At 42.9% G+C, this 20,568-nt stretch carries 12 protein-coding genes; 4 read left to right on the top strand and 8 right to left on the bottom strand.

Features of this window, described 5'->3' with window-relative positions:
• Positions 1-14: 14 nt before the first annotated feature.
• From AC3FZD_RS07415 to holA, 3 genes are all read right to left on the bottom strand, one after another.
• Positions 15-1,508: a sugar transferase gene (locus AC3FZD_RS07415; RefSeq protein ID WP_488739514.1), complete on the bottom strand. Its 1,494-nt coding sequence runs from the start codon at positions 1,506-1,508 to the stop codon at positions 15-17.
• 333 nt (positions 1,509-1,841) lie between these two features.
• Positions 1,842-2,354 carry a DUF4168 domain-containing protein gene (locus AC3FZD_RS07410; RefSeq protein WP_488739513.1) on the bottom strand — a complete coding sequence of 171 codons (513 nt, stop codon included), beginning with the start codon at positions 2,352-2,354 and terminating at the stop codon, positions 1,842-1,844.
• A gap of 233 nt (positions 2,355-2,587) precedes the next feature.
• Entirely contained in the window at positions 2,588-3,571 is a 984-nt protein-coding gene (gene holA / locus AC3FZD_RS07405) for a DNA polymerase III subunit delta (protein WP_488739512.1), read from the bottom strand.
• A gap of 25 nt (positions 3,572-3,596) precedes the next feature.
• Here holA and AC3FZD_RS07400 point away from each other — a divergent pair, with 25 nt between their 5' ends.
• The 4 genes from AC3FZD_RS07400 (at position 3,597) to AC3FZD_RS07385 (ending at position 8,152) form a co-directional block, all read left to right on the top strand.
• On the top strand, positions 3,597-4,718 hold the full coding sequence (locus tag AC3FZD_RS07400; RefSeq protein WP_488739511.1) for a TRAP transporter substrate-binding protein: 1,122 nt from the start codon (positions 3,597-3,599) through the stop codon (positions 4,716-4,718).
• A gap of 33 nt (positions 4,719-4,751) precedes the next feature.
• Entirely contained in the window at positions 4,752-6,983 is a 2,232-nt protein-coding gene (locus AC3FZD_RS07395) for an ATP-binding protein (RefSeq protein WP_488739510.1), read from the top strand.
• Between the two features lie 136 nt (positions 6,984-7,119).
• Positions 7,120-7,671, top strand: coding sequence for a phycobiliprotein lyase (locus AC3FZD_RS07390; RefSeq protein ID WP_488739509.1), 552 nt, complete (start codon positions 7,120-7,122; stop codon positions 7,669-7,671).
• A gap of 76 nt (positions 7,672-7,747) precedes the next feature.
• Positions 7,748-8,152: a hypothetical protein gene (locus AC3FZD_RS07385; RefSeq protein ID WP_488739508.1), complete on the top strand. Its 405-nt coding sequence runs from the start codon at positions 7,748-7,750 to the stop codon at positions 8,150-8,152.
• A gap of 35 nt (positions 8,153-8,187) precedes the next feature.
• On the opposite strand, the gene AC3FZD_RS07380 is transcribed toward AC3FZD_RS07385, so the two are convergent.
• The 5 genes from AC3FZD_RS07380 to AC3FZD_RS07360 all read right to left on the bottom strand — a co-directional run bounded on the left by AC3FZD_RS07380 (position 8,188) and on the right by AC3FZD_RS07360 (position 20,507).
• A complete protein-coding gene (locus AC3FZD_RS07380) occupies positions 8,188-9,921 on the bottom strand; it encodes a diflavin flavoprotein (RefSeq protein WP_488739507.1) in 1,734 nt (577 codons plus the stop codon).
• 148 nt (positions 9,922-10,069) lie between these two features.
• Complete coding sequence (locus AC3FZD_RS07375) at positions 10,070-11,326, bottom strand: bifunctional folylpolyglutamate synthase/dihydrofolate synthase (RefSeq protein ID WP_488739506.1); 1,257 nt, start codon at positions 11,324-11,326, stop codon at positions 10,070-10,072.
• A complete protein-coding gene (locus tag AC3FZD_RS07370; RefSeq protein WP_488739505.1) occupies positions 11,316-11,684 on the bottom strand; it encodes a hypothetical protein in 369 nt (122 codons plus the stop codon). The genes AC3FZD_RS07375 and AC3FZD_RS07370 overlap by 11 nt, the downstream gene beginning before the upstream one ends.
• A gap of 79 nt (positions 11,685-11,763) precedes the next feature.
• Positions 11,764-15,057, bottom strand: coding sequence for a tetratricopeptide repeat protein (locus tag AC3FZD_RS07365; protein ID WP_488739504.1), 3,294 nt, complete (start codon positions 15,055-15,057; stop codon positions 11,764-11,766).
• A gap of 17 nt (positions 15,058-15,074) precedes the next feature.
• On the bottom strand, positions 15,075-20,507 hold the full coding sequence (locus tag AC3FZD_RS07360) for an AAA family ATPase (RefSeq protein WP_488739503.1): 5,433 nt from the start codon (positions 20,505-20,507) through the stop codon (positions 15,075-15,077).
• Positions 20,508-20,568: the final 61 nt, after the last annotated feature.

Genomic DNA, 20,568 nt, shown 5'->3' with positions numbered 1-20,568 from the left:
AATGGCAATTAGTTTTAATACGCTCCTCTACGCCCCAAAACTACTTGCACCGTTTTCAATAAGATCTCAAAATCTAGGGCTAACGACCAATTATTGATATAAGACATATCCAACTTAAAGGCATCTTCAAAATTTTTAATATCTGACCGACCAGAAACTTGCCAAAGTCCAGTGATTCCCGGTAAAACATTGTGGCGCATAAAGTGGTGTTCGGCAAATCCTTCCACGTCTCGTAAAGGCAAAGGGCGAGGGCCAACTAAACTCATTTCACCAATTAAAACATTAATAATTTGGGGCAGTTCATCTAAACTATAGCGCCGTAAAAACTTACCGACTCTCGTAATTCGGGGGTCATCTTTCATTTTAAATAATACTCCCCCTTTGATTTCATTTTTCGCTTCGAGTTCCTTCATCAACTGATCGGCATTAACCACCATGGTGCGGTATTTCCAGACCTTAAAATGCCGTCCTTTCAAACCCATGCGAGTTTGCTTAAAGAAGATGGGGCCAGGAGAGTCTAGTTTGATGGCGATCGCCAGAGCGATAAATAAAGGACTTCCTAATAGTAAAATCAACAATGAGAGCAATACATCAAATGCCCGCTTTAGCCAAAAATCACTCCCTAACAAACCGGGCGGCTGAAACTGAATACTCGGCATTCCCCCAATCATTTCAATTTTGGGATTATGATGGGGAACTTCTAGACCAATGGGCAAAATTCTCAGGGCAATACCTGAATTTTTTAAGCTCCAATAAAGGGGCATTAAATTACCGACTAAATTCCAGGAACAGAAAAAAACCTCCCCTACATCTAGGGATTGAATTTCTTCTAGAAGATGAGACCACTGATTGGTCTTAGTTTGTAGAGATAAATCCAATTGTCCAGCAATGGTAAACTCTTTATTGCTATCAAGTTTTAAGGCAATTTTAGCAATCAGAGTATCTTTAGGATTGCCAATTAGGAAAATCCGGCGAGGCACTCGACCATCACGACGAAGATGGGTAATGGTTGCTTCCGCAATCAAGCGTCCTGTACCGACATATAAAATCACAAATAGCCAAGATAGAATAAACATTGACCGAGAAATAATCAGACCCGGTTGATAGATAAAGGCAATAACGATTAAAACTCCTTGAGCAAAGGTAATACTTCTGAGTAGATGGTTAAATTGACGACGACTACGGCGATCGCCATATAATCCTCCTGTAGCGATCATGGCCAAGGTGATCCATAAAATCGGAAATAAAAACCCAGGTTGCTCTGGGGTATGGGCTAATAATTGGAAGGAGGGAACATGCTTTAACCAATGAACCTGCTCAACAATCACCTTAGCGCTCTTCCAAGCCAAGGAAATCATGATCGTATCTAAGCCAATGAAAGCTAGAATTCTCAGCCAAGCAACGATCAGTCCTCGTCGCAGACCCACAATCGTGGGAACCCGCAAATCAACATAATTATGGTCGGATTTATGGGCTTTGTAAGGAGTTTGGGGCAGATTATTTGACATATTTTAACCTTTGCTGCCTCGATCGCAGGTGTCATTTTCAGTTCCAACCCTGATAGGAGTTAATTTCCAGGCTAGAAAACCCTCTATAGTAGATTGGTGCTAAACCTGAACGGTTTCCGGTAATCAGATGGCCTTCTAGACTGAAATACTACTGACTTCTGATGATATCCGTAAGTGGGTTAATTTTAGCATTCTCAAGATTAGTTGTCCAAAGATCAAAGATCTATCTTAATTTTTTTTGTACCCTGTCTATTTTTTTATTTACCTCAAAGATAATCTCAAAGAGGAGATCTTAAGCTAGGGCGGCGCTCTCCTCTTTGAGTTTATCCCTTTTTAAGGACGGCAGATCTGTAATTGTGAATATCGGTTATTTTGACACAATTGTTGAAACGATTGAGTGATTTGAGGATACTGTCTAGGATTTTGACCATACCTCATCCTCATGTTACGGAACTCCTCTGGTGATAAGTTATTCTGTTCTAAAACTGACTGTGACTGACTACAAAAACGTTGCAAATGGTTCATGATATTTTGGGGTATTCCCGTCGTGTTACTCACTGTTCCCGCTTCTAAATTGCAATCAAAAACGGGCATATTTCCTACAGTAAGGAGTTCTTGAGTATTTTGCAAAGCAGTTTCACGAGCTAATTCGATCTCTAACATCGACTGCACAAAACTGGATATTTGTAGGGGAGAATTAAATTGAGCTTGTACGCTGCTTGCCCCCATTAACCCTCCACATAAAGAGAGTATGCTGGCAATCATCGTGCGACAAATCAATTGATGATCCAACCGTAGTCCACCGGATGGATAAAGCTGAAATTTCAAATTCAATGAATCATTCATAATTGCGCTCTCAAGACACAAGACTATTAACTATTTTGAATTCTTTTAGGAGGGTTAAGTTCCAGATCAACCTCAGATTGTTTAATCATACTTTACGGAGGAATTCCTTGATTTTTCATCCAAGCATCCAAGTATTAATACTTAAGCGACTGAGAGATCGGTAGCTTTTGCTGTTTTCTATGATCCCAGTTCAATAACCATCTATGGAGATTTAACTGATCCCCCATTTTACGTTAAGACTTCCGATATAGCTGACACATTTGAATAATGTAAGTCTGGAGAATTTCCCGTTCAGGTTTTCCCTGCTTGAGTCCCCACTCTAGGGATAGCAAAAGGGGTAGAGTCTGCTGCAATGACGACAAAGAGAGCGATCGCACCTGTTGCTTGAGAAAATAGACCCGTTTAGGATTATTTACCTCAGCAGCTTGGGCAATTTGGCGATCGTCCCGTTCCCCACTCTCAACCATCAATTTAACCCATAACCCAGTGCGAAACTGACCCACCAGGGTAGCGACAATCTTTAAGGCCGGTTCATTCCTCTGGAGTAGACCCTCAATTAAACTTAAACTGCGATCGACTTCACCCTTAGCGATCGCCTGGGCCAATTCTAAACTCGTTTGCGTATTCGAGACCACCAACCGCTCCACATCCCGGTCATTCAACACCCCACCTTCAGCATGATATAAGGCCAACTTCTGCAACTCATTCACCAATCGACGAGTATCATTACCCACCGACTGACTCAACACTTCCGCCCCTCCCTGGGTTAATTTCACCCCCTCTTGACTCGCCATCTCCTGAACCCGTTGCAACAGCTCATCCGTCTTCCAAGGCGGAATTAAGGCAAATTCCCGAAATTCAGCGTACTTTTGCAGCAATTTCGTCACTTTCAACCGTTGATCGGGTTTTCCGGTTACAGTCAGTAATAGCACGGATGATGCTAACAGAACGGGTAGAGTACGCTCTAATTCAGCCAACAGACTCCCAGAAGTTTGTTGAAACAAGGATGTATTTACTAACCAGACCAAACGATTTCCTGAGCCAAAAGGGGGAGTCATCGCTTGGTTTAAGGCTTCAATCACACTACCTGGCTGATCCGGTAAGACCTCAGTATAATTAAACGACATCCAACTCAAATCAAGGAGGCGATCGCGCAACTGCTTAACCGCCTGCTCGATAGCAAACTCATCATCTCCCCAATACACATAAATAGGCATCAACCTTAACCCAATCTACTCAACCATGAAACGTCGAAACCTGATCAGTAAAATCGCCCTAGGTGCAGCCACCACCTATAGTATCACCGCCTGTCAATCCCCGAACCCCCCTGAACCTACACCTGAATCCACCCCCAGCCAACCCCTCATTCGCTGGCGCATGGCTACCAGTTGGCCCAAATCCCTAGACATTCTCTTTGGAGCCGCCGAAATTCTCTGTCGGCGCGTCGAACAAATGACCGAAGGCCGCTTCACAATTACCCCCTATGCTGCCAATGAAATTATTTCTCCCCTACAAGTTCTCGATGGTGTCATAGCAGAAACCGTAGAATGTGGCCACACCAATCTCCTCTTTTCATTCGACCGTAATCCTGCCCTGGGGCTGATTTCGGGCTTACCTTTGGGCATGAACCTTCAACAGCATAATGCCTGGTTTTTTCGCGGGGGAGGATTAGAGGCTATGGAAAAAATTTACCAAGGTTTTGGCGTGAATGTATTTCCTGCGGGTAATACAGGCATACAAATGGGAGGATGGTTTACCCGCAAAATTAATACTGTCGATGACCTCAAGGGCTTAAAAATGCGAATTCCTGGCTTAGGTGGTAAAATCCTGGAACGGCTCGGCTGTGAAGTCCAAGTTTTACCCGGAGATGAAATTTTTCCGGCCTTGGAACAAGGAAAAATAGATGCCGCCGAGTGGATTGGGCCCTATGATGATGAAAAACTAGGACTCAACCGTGTAGCCCCTTACTACTACTATCCGGGTTGGTGGGAACCCTCATCTGTACTGATTGCCTTAGTCAATCGTAGCCAATGGGATCGGCTCCCCAAATCATACCAAGAAATTTTTCGTTCTGCTGCTCTAGAAGCCTATTTTTTAACCATCAGTCGATATGATGCCGCTAATGGAGAAGCCTTAGAACGAATTGTTTTGGGTGGCACTGAGTTACTCCCCTACAGTCAAGATATTTTAGAGCAGACTTACCAAACTGCCTTAGAACTTTATGACGAGTATGCATCAGACAATGAAGATTTTGCTAGACTCTATCAACAATGGCAAGAATTCAAATCTCCCATTTCCCAATGGTATAAAACCAATGAACTCACTTATACAAATTTTACATCAAAAATTACCGATATCAATTGATTTAACATTCATATTATCCTAAAAACATTAGCTATGCTTAAGAAGATTCCTAAGTATTTACAATCATCCACCCATCAATTTTTAAGTGTCATTAAAAAACAAAAGATTACAATTAAAGACAAACTGAATTTTGCTTTTGGTGGATTAATTGGAGTCACCTTTGCGATCATGGGGATTAATTATTGGAGTAGTGTACAAGCTACTTTGAATATTAACCGCACGCAAGAATTACGAATGCCGATCGCCTTATCTTCTTCAGAAGCACAAAGTGATTTATTGAAAATGCTCTCTAATGTCCGGGGTTATCTAGTGACCGGAAATTCTATTTTTCGGCAACAATATCAAGAATCTCGACATGATTTTGAACAAAATCTAGCAGAAATGGAGTATTTATTTCAAGAATGGCAAGCACCAGTACAACTTGAACAGTTAAAAAACTTGCGTAAATTTTATGAGATTTGGTCAGAGTTACCTCCTTATCTATTTGACTTAAAAGATAACCGATTTCAGAGTGAACCCGCTCTTCGCCTTTGGGAAGAAGAAGGAGAAATTTTAGCGCTTAAAATCTTAGATAACGTTGACAAAATCACTCAGGAACAAAATCAAAAGTTTTTGTCTGGTTCTAATCTTGAGTTATTGACAGAAACCATTGAGTTGAGAATTAATTTTTCCCTGTTGATCGCTGATATCAGGAATTATATTACCACCAGACAAGATAAATATCGTTTTGATTATGTTGCTCATTATCGTCTCGCTCAATCGAATTTAAATATACTCAACGATCAAGCTGATTTACTCAGTCAAAATCAACAGGAATATCTAGCTGAAGTTACTGATAATTTCTTAAAAGTAGAGGATATTATAGAAAATATATTGCTGATTATGGGGGGCGATCGCTATCGAGAAGACCTTTATGTGTATCAAAGCAAAGCTGAACCGATCGCCAAAGAAATGCTGATCATATTAAACTACATTGTCGAGACCCAAAAATCACAATTTACGTCAGAATTAAAATCAGGTGTATCTAGTTTAAACATTTCCCAATTGCAAACCCTAATAGGTTCCCTATTGATCCTGAGTTTGGGAATGGTAATGACGCTGATATTACGGCGAACAATATCCGATCCAATACAGAGATTAACCGATGTTACTCGTTCGGTCAGAGCTGGAAATCTTGATGTTAAAGCTCCAGTAGAATCGGGAGATGAAATTGGAATTTTATCGAAAACCTTGAATGAAATGACTGATTCTTTAAAGAATTCACTTAATGCCTTAGAGAATTATAGTAAAAATTTAGAATTGCTAGTAGAAGAGCGGACTGAAGAACTCCAAATTAAAAACGAAGAATTACAAGATACTTTAACTAATCTTAAAGAAGCTCAATCCCATTTAATTCAAGCGGAAAAAATGTCAAGTTTGGGTCAAATGATTGCTGGTATTGCCCATGAAATCAATAACCCAGTAAGCTTTATTCAATGTAACCTTTCTCCCTTAATGAGTTATTGTCAAGACTTAGTGAACTTAATTGAAGATTATCAAAGTTTTTATCCCAATAATGCCACCATAGAGGAAAAAATTGAGGCAATGGATCTGGAGTATCTTAAAGAAGATTTGCCAAAATTGGTAGAATCAATGGATATGGGGACTCGTAGAATCCATGAAATTGTTGTCTCATTAAAGAATTTTTCCAGAATCGATCAAGCTAACTTAAAAGAAGCCAATATTCATGAAGGACTTGAAAGTACCTTATTGATTTTACAGCATCGATTGAAAGGAGCAAGCTATGAAGGAAAAAGGATTCAGATTAACAAAGAATATGGGGATTTACCTTTGGTCGAATGTTACCCTGGGGAACTCAATCAAGTCTTTATGAATATTTTAGCTAATGGTATAGAAGTTTTAGAGTCAAGGTCAACAGAGGATGAAGATAGACAAACTCTTGAAGATGGCATCTTAACTATTCATACTGAATATCAAGTGGAAACGGACAAAATTTTAATTCAAATTAGTGATAATGGGCCGGGGATGGATATGGAAACTGCACAAAAGATTTTCGATCCATTTTTCACGACTAAACCGGTGGGAAAAGGTACAGGTTTAGGACTATCGATTAGCTATAAAATCATTGTTGAACACCATCAAGGGACTTTGAAGTGTTACTCAGAACCCGGTCAAGGAGCAAGGTTTGATATTGAAATTCCGGCTCATCAAAGATCGACCTTATCTTTAGATGTACCACAGTTTGGTGTGGGTTCTCTAAGGTAGCGTCTATGACGGGGAGGGGAAGGTTGCGCGATCGCCAACCTCACGATAATATTAAGAAAAGTTAAAGTTATTGACACAAATCCCCAAATATGGGTTGAAATTGCGTCAACCGAATCTCGTGTGAGGAGTAACCGTGATGATATCCCCAGCCCACTTGACCCAAACTCCCCTTCAAACCCCCCAGGAACAAGATACCGATCGGTTTTTCCGAGAAACAGCAGGGCGTTGGTCTTCCCAACGACGCTACTATACGCTACCGGATGGAGACCCCCAAGAAATTTCTAGCATTATTGAAATTACCTATTTACCCCAAGGGAGCGAACAACTACGCCATTTAGCCCGGTTACACCAACTTGAAGACGAGAACATGATCTCATTCGGTTCTGTGGTGAGTTGGGATTCTCAAGAGTCGATTACGGGGAAAAAACAGTCGAATGGAGAAACAATCATTGGAGTTTTGGGTAATTTGCTATATCGCGATCGCGGTTTTGCCACCCCCAAACCGGTGACTGCTTCCTATTCTCTCTCCAATCCCCAAACCCTATGCTTACGCACAGAATATAACCGCTCAGTATTTGAAGAGGAAATTAAACTGATCGGCCAACACTATCGTACAAGACAGACGATTATCTCCCGCGCAGGTGAAGAACAAATGATTGGTCAATATCTGGAAAAACGGATAGATTAGGCTAAAAGATCTAACGATCAGGAGATAAATAATAGTGCGGCGAATCCCCATTCTATCCCTTCTCTCGTTCCTGCTATTGTCAAGTTCAGGGACACCAATCGCCTATGCACAGGCCACTGAAGTACCCGATTTCGATAGAAATGGCGACTTTAAATCCTCTCGCGTGCTTGGAAATCGAGGAACTTATCCACATAAACAATGGTTGGTGGTCGATCCCGATGCCAATGGTTTGAACTGTCGCAATGACCAGTGGTCTGTCGTCGTGACTCTTAGCTATGGTTCAGTGGTAAATACTGTTTTTACCAGTAACCAAGATAATGCCATTAGATTGATTGATGGCCAACCCTGGCTTAGAGTTTCTGTCAGTCTTTTTGATATCCAAACTCGCCAGACCAATAATCGGTTAGATACTTACACTTGCTATGTTCGTGCCAATAGGCAGTATATCGCACCGATTAACCCCGACTCCCAGAGCCGATAAGTAGGGGTGGGTTTCAAACCCACCCCTACTAGACCTTAATAATAACTGCCAGTTTTGCGATGGTGAACGGCGGTTACTCCAGTGCGATCGAAGACTTTACCGCTCTCAACGATGGCATAAACCATCCAATGATCGCCGCATTCCATGCGATCGCCGACGGTACACTCCAGATAAGCTAAAGCCTCCTTAAGAATCTTCCCTCCATTCTCAGCCGTTTCCGTTTCCACCCCCACAAACCGGTCTTCACCGGGAGCAAACTTGCGGGTAAATTGACGAATTAAGGGACTATTTTCGGGCAAAATATTCAACACGAACCGATCGCCAGAATGGGTTAAAGACTCCATCGCTCGGTCTTTGGCCACCGCAACCGTTAACCCTGGCGGATTAAACGTCGCTTGAGACACCCAACTGGCAAGCATGGCGCTATGTAAATCTCCGCGATGGGCCGAAACCACACATAACGATCCGACGATCCGACCGACTGCTTGAGCGGTGCGATCGCTACTCGACACATTCACTGATCGCTTCGGGGTGCGTCGTTTCAAATCCTTCTTCAACTGTTGGGCAAAATCAATCCCCGCTTCCTCACATTGCTGTAAAATCCCATCCGTGGGGGCAAACTTCACCCGGATCGGCTCAAACCCAAACTGATACCCAGCATCTTCTAACTTACTCTGCAAAATATCGATCGCCTCTCCACTCCAACCAAACGACCCAAACACCCCAGCCAGTTTCGTTTTTGCGGCAGTCGATAGCACAATTCCCAAAGCCGTTTGTACTTGAGTGGGGGGATGGCCCGCTAAGGTGGGAGAACCCATAATAAAGCCATCACACTTTTCTACCTGGGCCTGAATCTCAGCCGGATCGACCCATTCACAGTCAATTAACTCAACCCCCACACCCGATTTGGTAATTCCATGGGCGATCGCCTGGGCCAAAGTCCCTGTATTCCCATAGGCCGACGCATAAATCAGGGCCACTGATAACTCTTGTCCGCTTTGCTTCTCGCTCCAATGGCGATAGAGCTGAGTTAACTCCTGTTTGCCATAGCGTAACAGGGGCCCGTGGCCAGGAGCATAATATCGAGCTGGTTTATCCTGCATCCGCTCTAGAGCCGTCAGCACCTGTCGAGGTTGGGCCGCATGGAGACAGTCATAATAATAACGCCGGTCTTCGCTATAGAGTTTCCATCCTTCATCAAATATTTGATCCCCACAGACATGAGCGCCAAAAAACTTATCGGTAAATAGGATTTGGGAGAGGGGATCGTAAGTGCAAATGCCATCGGGCCATCGGGGGGTTGGGGTGGGGATAAACTGAAGATGATGGCCTTGGCCCAGGTCTAGGTCGAGATCTGACCGGTTCACCAATTGCACATTGATTTCTAAGTTTTCCTCTTGCCAGAGCTTATCTAGGGCTAACTTCGCCGCTTTCGAGCAAACGAGCGTCAGTTGGGGAGCTAAGTTAAGCAGCGCTTTCAGGGTAGCCCCCCGATTGGGATTGAAGTGATGAACAATAACATAATCAATGGATTTGAGATCGAGTCGATCTTGTAGCGCTTTGATATAGTTATCGCTGAAGGATTCTCCTGGGGGATCGATCAGGGCGACCTTATCGCTTTTAATCAGGAATGAATTAGCCGTCGTTCCCTTTTGTAGGGAATATTCGACTTCAAATTTCAGACGATCCCAAGTGCGCGATCGCAATAAAGTGGTTTGATGATCGAGATAAACGACTTGGACATCACGGGGTTTGGTTGCAGATGACATAGGATCAAGGCGGTGAGAATACATGGATCGGTTACCCAATAGTATAACTTTCTAGCTTGCACCAGAAGCCACCGCGATCGCTTTAGTAAAGTTTATGGCTGAGATTAAGCTTTACTCGTCAACGGATTTATAGATCAAAAAAGCCCAGTTAAAGAGACAAATAATAACCCAACAGATATAAGGAACCACAAAGTACAATTAACCCCGAAGAGTCTATCAGGGCAGCATCTAGAGCATTAGGGAGATCGTCATAGGCTTCACTGCTTTTTAAGTCAGGTTGTAGGCTTGTGGCTAATTCCGCCAGTTGTTGGGGAGAAGCGCAAGTGCTATCGGGAATGGGAACCGTGAAGAGGCGATCGCCTGGACGCAGCAACGCTTGGAAAATTTCCTGATGGGATTTGGTCGAGAGCATCCCCATCACCCAATGAATGGGTTTGGTGGCTCTCTGGGTATCGAGATATTGACGCAAAACGATCGCCGATTCGGGATTATGGGCCCCATCAATGAGGATGTGCTGGTGTTTCCAGATACTCCATTGTAGGCGACCGGGCCATTGGGTTTGGGCGATTCCCTGTTGGATCGCTTGGGGAGAAATTAGCCAGTCTGAAGGGGGTAGGGTTTGTATGGTGGCGATCGCCAAAGCGGAGTTTTGCCGTTGATGGGCCCCCACTAGGGGCAGTGAATACTCAATATCTGCAAATCTGGCTTTTCCGTTACCGAGATCTGCTGCTGCTGGGGGATAAATGGCTGGGCAGTTTAAGTCCTGAATTCTTTGTTGAATGACGGTTTGCGCTGCTGGAGGAACAGGGCCAATAATGGCGGGACAGTGGGGTTTAAGGATACCGGCTTTTTCCCTGGCAATATCCCCTAGGGTAGGCCCCAACACTTGCCAATGATCCCAACCAATGGAGACAATTACGGTGGCTAAAGGGCGATCGCAGACATTAGTCGCATCTAAACGGCCCCCTAATCCCACTTCCATCACCGCCACATCACAAGCCCTTTGGGCAAAATAGAGCCAAGCAGCAGCCGTAAACACTTCAAACTGGGTGGGTGAATCTCCGGGATTGACGACTTCTAAAACCCGAATGAGAAGATGATAGAGGTCTTCTAAGGCAATCTCCTGACCATTAATACAGATTCTTTCTGTCCAATCGCGCAAATGGGGGGAAGTATAGCGCCCCACCCGATAGCCTGCGGCGGCTAAAATCGAGGAAATATAAGCACAAACTGACCCCTTACCATTGGTTCCGGCCACATGAATAACTCGAACCCGATCTTGGGGGTTACCCAAAGCGGCCAAGAGTTGCTTAATCCGATCCAACCCTAGATGAACCGCCACATGCTGATGGGGGGGCAACAAATCGGCGATTGCTTGGCCCCATTGAGATTCTTTATTCTTCAAGTTGCAATCTCAAATTCACGGTTCCAGAGGGTCGAACATCGCCAGGAGAACGAAATAATCCCAGACCTTCCCCCGATCCGGCGCTCTCTCTGTACATGACATCCACCTTTTCATTGAGTCTCAATTGGGGAATACCTTGACGCGGTTGTTGATTAGATAGACGCGGATCGACTCTTACGGAAGAGTCTGTAGATAAACCGGGAAAATCCCCCGTGCTACGACTCTCTACGGTTTGTAAAGAATCGCCTGTTAGGGTTACTCCCTCTTCTTCTTGAGACAGAGCGGGGTTGCTCAGGAAGGCAAACATCGCGCTGATGGCGATCGCCCCAGTTACTCGCCATAACCATAAAGTCTTCATCTGTAACCTTGACGTTCAGTCTAAAGATACTTGTATTTCCTATTATGATGCTACATAGAAAGCTTTGGCAATCGGTTGTTTACAAAGTTTTAATATCCCACTGGTTTAGCAATTTCTGAATTTGTTTTTCCCAGGTTAAATTTTGCATAATCTTGGCGAATTGCTTACCCTGTTTTTTGGCTTGTTTGCGGTTTTGGTAAATCCACTCTAGGGTTTCTAAAATTTCTTCTATATCGCAGTTTCCCCAGCCTTCTGTACCTCGGAAATGGGGATGGGATGGGACGGGAGATTGAGTTTTTAGGGGGTAACCTGCGCCTCGGTTGAGTAGGTCTAAATGGCCGGTATTGGCAGATAGAAGGGTGGGAATGCCACAGGCTAAACATTCCATGGCGGCTAGGTTGGTTCCGCCTTCGGCACGACTGGTAAAGATAGCTACGTCGGCTTCTCGGAGAATGGGGGGGATCAGGTGGTTGGGAGTGGGGCCGAGGGCGATCGCCGCTTCTGCCGGAATTCCGTTTTTCTGTAACCACTGCATCATTTGTAACTCTCCATTCTGGCTCACTTGGGGTAATCCCGTAACATTGCCCGTGGTGTCTAATCCGAGCATCAAACTGGGCCAACCATTATGCCAAGCGGTGACGAGCAGTGCATCTTGATGGCGCTGATGGAAGGCTTTGAAGGCAGCCACAATCTGATCTTGACCTTTACGGTATTCGAGTTTACCGCCAGCAAAGATAACGAAGCGCTCTTTACCCCAAATTCCCAGTTTGGGGGCGGGGTGAAATAGGGTGGGATCGATGCCTTGTAAGATGGTTTCAACGTTGCTGAGTCCAGCATTGGTGAGGAGTTGGGCGTTCCAACTGCAACCAGCGATTAGGCGATCGTAGGTTTGGGCGTTGGCGATCCCCTCCTTGGTCAAATCTGTATCTTCAAAAAATACAATCCCCACTGCATAATTACTGTGAAAACGCTCCATTAACGGTGATTGGGCAAACCCATGACCTAAAGCCTGAAAAATGGGAACATTAGGGCTGACTACGGGCAAGGGGCCCCTTTCCTTGGTTTCTGCAAACACTTGACGTAAGGCGATTTGATGTAAGGGATGTAAGTTCTGGATATTGCCAGGGGAAACCAGTAAATGGGGGTGGGTTTCTGGGTTTTTGACCAATTGCAGGGCTAAATTTAATCCGTATATTCCCCATCCGCTTTGGTTTCCTAATTGCCAGCCGATACCGATTCCCGTTTGGGGGATGGGGGAATGGGGGGATGGGGGGATGGGGGAATGGGGAGATGGGGGGATGGGGGAATGGGGGGATGGGGGGATGGGGAGATGGGGAGATGGGGGGATGGGGGGATGGGGGGATGGGGGGATGGGGGGATGGGGGGATGGGGAAATAGATTGGATTAATGCGGTTTTGACGGCAGTGATGACAGAATGCCAGTCTCCCCGTGCGGGTTGGCGGAAGATGCGGATAGTCGGATACCAGGGACTATCGGCGCGATCGAGCATCCAGCGCCAGTCAGGAACGAAGGAGAGTAATAGCCAGGTGGGTTTACCCATGGCTCCCGCAAGATGCACTAGGGAGGTATCAACGGTAATAATTAAGTCGAGTTGCTCGATCAGGGTGGCGGTATCGGCAAAGTCCTGGATAATGGGGTCAAGGTTAGTAATTTTTTCTACCCCTTCTATTTTCTGGGCGCGATCGCCTTTTTGTAAGCTGTAAAAGTCTATCCTCTCTATCTCTAACAAGGGCAGAAGATCGGCAAATTTACAGGAGCGTTGGCGATCGTTCCCATGGTTGGGATTCCCTCCCCAGGCTAACCCTACCTTGAAACGATCGGATTTGGCGATCGCCCGCTCCACCGTTTCCGCCCTTGGATCGGGAGGGCGAAGATAGGGAATAGACGCAGGAATAGTGTCTAAAGTTGTACCTAAAATATAGGGCAAACTCATCAAAGGGGCCCAAATATCATAATCGGGTAAGGGGCGATCGCGGGGAACGAGCTGTACCTTTTTCTTCCCATTGACGATATGTTCTTCTACAAAGTCTGCAAACAACTTGATCAACAGTTGGGGACATTCGAGAATGACTTCTCCCCCAAGCGCTTGCACCAAAGGCAAATAGCGCAAAAACTGGATCGAATCTCCAAAACCTTGTTCACAATAGAGCAGTAAGGTTCTTCCTTTAAATGGAGAACCATTCCATCGCGGTTGATAAACTGGTTTATGATGACCAGAGAATTGCCATTGATAGCGCCATTCATATTCTGCCCAACCGTTGGTAAAATCTCCTGCAAGTAAGAGGGCTATACCGAGGTTAGTATGAGCTTCGGCATATTCAGGTTTAAGACGAATACAGGTTTGATAAGCGGTGATCGCCTGATCGTAGTCTCCCTTTTTATCCAGAGCAACGGCGAGATTGTTATAAGCATCGGCATAATGGGGATTGAGTTCTAGCGATCGATGGTATTCGGCGATCGCCTCTTCCACTTGTTCTTGTTGACTCAGGGCAACCCCTAAATTATTATGCGCTTCTGGTGAATTCGGCTCAAGTTCTAGCGATCGATAATAGTGTTTAGTTGCTCTTTCCAGTTGTTTTTGAGCGCTCAGAGCCACCGCCAGATCGTGGTGAAGTTTGGCAGAATTGGGATCGGAGTTGAGGGCACTTTCATAGTGAGGAATCGCTTGCTCGATCTGATTTTCTTGGTGCAGGAGAGAAGCCAGATGACCATGAATTTGGGTATAGTCTGGGTTAAGTTCTAGGGCTTTTTGGTAATGAGAAATTGCTTCTTTGCGTTCGTTTTGTTGATGGTAGCAGAAGGCAAGGCTATAGTGAATATTGGCACGATCCGGAACTTGTGCAATCACTTGTTTTAACTCAACAATAGCGGTTTCATAGTCTCCTTGTTCTAAATAGAGATTGCCTAAATTTTGCCGCGCTTGGGTATAGTCAGGATTAAGTTTTAAGGCTTCTTGGTAATTCTCAAGGGCTAACTCTAGGTTGCCTAGGGTTTTGTAGGTTTTGGCGAGGTTATAGTAACTTTCTGTATAGTCAGGTGCAAGGGCGATCGCCTGCTGATAATGCTCGACAGCTTCTGTGAGGCGATCGCTTTGAGCTAAAGCAGTGGCTAGATTATTATGGGTTTGCGGTTGATTGGGGTCAATCTTGAGAGCATTTTGATAGGCGGCGATCGCCTTTTCGATGTCTCCCGAACTATAGTAAGTCACCCCCAACAAATGCCAAACCTGGGCATTTTGGGGATATTGCTGTAGAATCTGCCTGCACAGGTTTAGCGCATCCTGGAACTGCTGTCCTTGAATAGCGCCAATAATTTGATTCAGTTGTACAGTTACAGCAGTTTTCTGACTCATTACTCATTACTCATTACTTAACAGTAGTGTATCGGAATCTCAATCACAAATTCTGTGCCTTGTCCCAGCTCTGAGTAACAGTGTAATTTTCCATGATGCTGCTCCGTAATAATCTGATAACTCATCGATAAACCAAGACCTGTACCTTGACCAACTGGTTTAGTAGTAAAAAAAGGATCAAAGACCTTCTGGCGATCGCTTTCAGGAATTCCTGGGCCATTATCGGCGATCGAAATTCGCACCATTTGTTCATTGACTACTTCCGTTTTAATCCGAATTTCTGGAGCGCGATTCATTTTTGCTGTAACTAAAACATCAATCGCATTCGTCAAAATATGCAAAAAGACTTGATTCAATTGGCTGGCATAACAGTACACTAAAGATGACTCTCCATAAGTCTTGACTACCTGGATTTCTTGGCGATCTTCAGAACGATGAAGGCGATGCTGTAAAATCATCAATGTATTTTCTAACCCTTCATGAATATCAACTTCCTTGAACTCTGACTCATCTAAGCGAGCAAAATTACGCAAACCCCGAATAATTTTGTGGATGCGATCGCTACCCACTTTCATTGACATCAATATTTTATTAAAATCTTCCTCTAAAAAAGATAAATCACTCTCTTCTAGTTTTGCCTTCAATATTTCACTAGGATAGGGATGATCCTCTTCATAGAATTTAATCACCTCAAATAGGGTTTGCAAATAATCACGAGCATGACTAATATTACCGGCAATAAAACTAATCGGATTATTGATTTCATGAGCAATACCTGCAACCATTTGTCCTAAACTTGACATTTTTTCCGAATGAATTAATTGACCTTGGGTCACCTGTAGCTCTTTTAGAGTATGTTGTAAATCCCTATTTTTTTGTTCTAGTTCCTCTGTTCTTTGACTGACTTTATTTTCTAAAGTTTTATTATAGTCTTCCAAACGTTGATATAGTCGGGCATTTTCAATACAAATGGCCGCTTGAGCAGTTAACAGATTAAGCGTATCCATATGCTCTTGAGTAAAAGCATTTTCAGAAAAACTATTTTCTAAATAGAGAATTCCCATCAACTTATTCTGATTCAGCATCGGCAAACAACATAAGCTTTTGGGAGAATTCTCTCTAAAATAAGGATCTTTAACTAAGCTTTTTTCCAGCTTAGTGCTGTTAATAATTAGTATTTTTTCGGTTCTTTTAACCCTGTTAACAATGGTTTTGGGAAACCAATACGTTTCTTCTAAGCTAACACTGACTATCTGACACATTCCTTCCCTACAAGAAGCGACAACCTCCCATCGCTCAGACTGATTTAAAATCAACCCTCCAGTATCAGCTCCCCCATTTTCTAAAACAATAGACATTAACTTAGAGAGTAATGTATTCAGTTCAATCGATTCTGAAATAATCCGTGAGGCTTTAATCACAGAAATCAGATCAAATAGGGGAGTAGTAGACGAAATTGTATTTAAACTGTTATGGGTTATATTTATTTGATCTGGGTTTGTTTTCGAGGGTACAGAGGGAGGCTCTAAGATAGGATGTAAAAGTTGAGAATAATTAGCCTCTAGTTCCTGCGTTTTTACCTTAGCACCCCAACGGGAATAGCTATAATAAGCCTCTTGCATATATCCCGATGCTACTTTTTCTCTTCCCCAATGGAGATAAAACTTAGCTGCGAGTTCATTACCTAATGCTTCCTCCTGAAGATAACCCTGTTCTCGCGCTCCAGAAATAGATCGATCATAGAAATCTCCCGCTTGATAATTTTGACCTAAAACCCGATATTTTTCTGCTTCTACCAATTGCCATTTATGTAAAAAATTCATGGGAGCATAGGATGACCAAAGCTTTAGATGTTCCTGATTATTTTGAACTTGTTCTAGTTTCTGTTGACAATCTTCTGATGACTCAGAGCAAGTAGACAATAAAATCAGAGAGTCATAGAAATAGTATCCTGCTTCACAAATACTAGCAATTCCTCCAGGCAGATACTGCTTTGCTTGTTCAATATCTGCTTGAGCCAAGATTATGTTATTTAAAATAAAAGCTAAAGTTGCTCGGTGTAAATAGAAGTATAAATTACCGGTTTTATCATCAGCATCAAAGGATTCATGAAAATTTATATGATCACTTTCATATTCTGCTGATATCAACTTAATTTTACTGGGTTTTCCTAAAAGAAAAAGAATGGCTTCCCAGATAACCGTGCAATATTTTTCGGAGAGAGCTAATTTTAAGTTTCTGGTCATCTGTACATAAGCTTGAATTTGTACTTCTAAGTCTACTAAGGACTGACCAGACCAATAAGAGTTGACACATAATCCTTGGCTATGATGACCCACATATTCAATTTTTCCAACTTCAAGAGCAGCTTGATAACCGGCTTGGAAAATTAGTAAACTTTCTCGCAAATGAAATTGATAATGATACAGGTAAAGCCCTACCGGAACGAAGGTAACGGCTGGGATGTTTTTATCTTTTTCTTGGCAAGCTAATTGATAAGCTAATTGACTAAACATATTGCTTCTTCTGACATCTTTTTTGAAGGTGAGAATAAAGATCCCATAGTCTGCATATCCTGTTGAAGATAGGACACCATTCCCATACTGAAGGGAGAGTTTTACTTGTAAACAAGCTAATAAGGGAAAGAAAGGGGAATTTGCTAAATAACAAGCAGGAATCATTCTGATGGCAATCTTCATGAGTGCTAATTTTTGGACATCTACCATTGAAGGTAATTGTAGTAAGTCTTCTAGGGTACGATCGCCGATAATTTGGTTAATGATTTCTATTTCAGATTCCAGAATTTCTGGGGTTACTTCTTGGGGGAAAAATACACTTAAATTTTGCAATAAACTTTCTCCATAAGAGATGGCTTCCAAGAGTAAACCTTGACTGGTTAAGGCTTGAATTTTAATGAGATGACAATCCAGTTGATCCAACCATTCCTCAGTGTGAAAAATAACCTGATTAATCCATTGATTCATGTAATCAAATTCACTCAATGTAGCGGCTGATTCTGCGGCAAATTCATGCAATGACAAGGTGGTTTTATAGTTTGTTTTCCATCCTCGATCACCGAGTAAACTTAATCCGATTTCTGCATAGTTACGGATGGATTGGTAAGCGGCTCCAGACCGCGCTTTATGACAGGCAATGAGATTGAGTTGAGCTAACTGCTGTTTGCGATCTGGTTCAGTAACTAATGCTGCTCCATAGTTTAATTGATTAACGATTTCAAAAATATGTTCTCTTCTCTGTTCTGGTGATATTTTTTCTAAGAGAAGTTGTCCAATTTGATAATGAATTTGAGGCTTTTCTACATCAGGAATTAGATTATAAGCAGCTTGTTGTACACGGTCATGCAAAAATCGGCAATAACCGAGAGAATTGCGATCAATAGAATTGAGAGAATCATCCTGGTTTTCTGAAGAATTAAGCGTGATATAAAATTTATAGGATTGGTCTGGTAAAACGATTAATCCTTCTTGTACAATTTTCCATAAAATAGGTAAAGTTTCTAGATTTAAATGATCGGTTACGGTGACTAAAGTAGGAATATCAAATGAGTGCCCAATACAAGATGCGATTTTTAGTATATTTTGTATTTCAATAGGAAATTTTTGCAACTTTGCTGACATAAATTCAACAACATCATCGGTTAAAGACAGCTCATTAATTGCGCCTAAATTGGCTTGCCAGTAGCCTTGGTGATGATTAAATTGAATATATCCATCTTCATGTAAGGTTTTGAGAAATTGAGTGATAAAAAAGGGATTTCCTTTGGTTTTGCGCTCAATTAAGGTGGTGAGAGGATAGGATCGCTCCAGGGAGCATTGTAAGGTATCGGCTACCCATTGATTGAGATTGGCGAAGCTGAGGGGTTCTAGGATTAAAGTGGTAATGGTTTTTCCTTGGCTTTTTAGTTGTTCTACCATGAGGATAAAGGGGTGAATGGGGGAAACTTCGTTGTCTCGGTAGGCTCCCAATAAGAGTAAATGAAGCTGGCTATTCATTAAGATTTTTATTAACTGCAAGGAAGCGGAATCGACCCACTGTAAATCATCGAGAACAATGACTAAAGGATGATTGATATTGCTGAAAATAGCTATAAATTTTTCAAAGAGTAAATTAAACCGATTTTGGGCAGCAACACCTGAAAGTTCAGGGGCGGAAGGCTGTTGGCCAATGATTTGTTCTAGTTCTGGAATGACATCAATTAAAACCGATCCATTATCACCAACTGCTTGCAAGATTTGGCTTTTCCACTGCTGAATCTGGGCATCAGATTCGGATAGAAGTTGATTGATTAAGTCTCGTAAGGCTTGCACAAATGCGGAGAGGGGAAGATGACGATTAAATTGATCAAATTTACCTTTGATAAAATAGCCATTTTGTCGGGTAATGGGTTTGTGAACTTCATTAATGACGGCAGTTTTGCCAATGCCTGAAAATCCAGATACGAGCATCATTTCTGTATGCTGTTTACTGATGCGATCGAAGGTTTCTAAGAGGGTTTTAATGGCGTTTTTTCTTCCATAGAGGGTTTCGGGAATGATGAAGCGATCGCAGATATCCCGTTGTGCAATCGGAAATGGGCTAATTGTTCCTGTTTCCTCTAACTGTTGTTGGCAATGTTCTAAATCATACTGTAAACCCAACGCACTTTGATATCGATCATCTGCATTTTTGGCCATTAACTTGAGGATAATATCAGCAAGAACCTGGGGTATTTCCTGGGTAAGCCGAGTTCTTTTTATTGCTGAAATATTGGGAATTTTAGCGATGTGACAATGGACTAACTCCATGGGATCGGTGCTGTGAAAGGGTAATTCCCCTGTCAGTAATTCCCAAAAAGTGACTCCTAAAGAATAAAAATCAGTGCGATAGTCAATTCCCCGATTCATGCGTCCGGTTTGTTCTGGGGAAACATAGGCAAGTGTTCCTTCTAGTACCTGGGGATTAATCAGTTGTTGGTGTTCTTTGGGCAGTAAACTGGCAATGCTGAAATCAATCAGTTTGATGTGATGAGTTTGGGGATGGATCAGGATGTTGGCTGGTTTAATATCTTTGTGAATAATATGATGTTGATGAAGATAATGTAAGGCTTGGGTGAGTTGAATGGAAATTTGCAAAAAATCGTGCAGCAGACGATCGCCTGGTTTCCAATACTCTAGAAGAGAACATTGCTCTAAATCGGGCATAATCAGAGCATAGCCATTGCCATAGCGCTCTAGGGCTAGAGGCTCCATAATATGGGGATGGCGCAAATTACGAGTAATGGTATATTGATGACGAAACTGAACTAACTCGTTAAATGTGGGGTTAGGATTGCGGAGAATTTTGATGATAACGGGTTGGCGATCACTCTTGCGTATCCCACGATAGACTAGAGTACGACTTCCCCTGTAAACGGCTTCCACATCTTGATAATCAGGCGAATCAAGGATCATGACCGGTCAGATAAAGGATTGATTTCTAGTCTATTACAAATGAATCGGGGATTTGGAGCCA

Source organism: Roseofilum sp. KMC-1 (assembly GCF_057802075.1).
The sequence above is the reverse complement of the archived record's forward strand: the minus strand, read 5'-3'. Positions and strand labels throughout refer to the sequence as shown.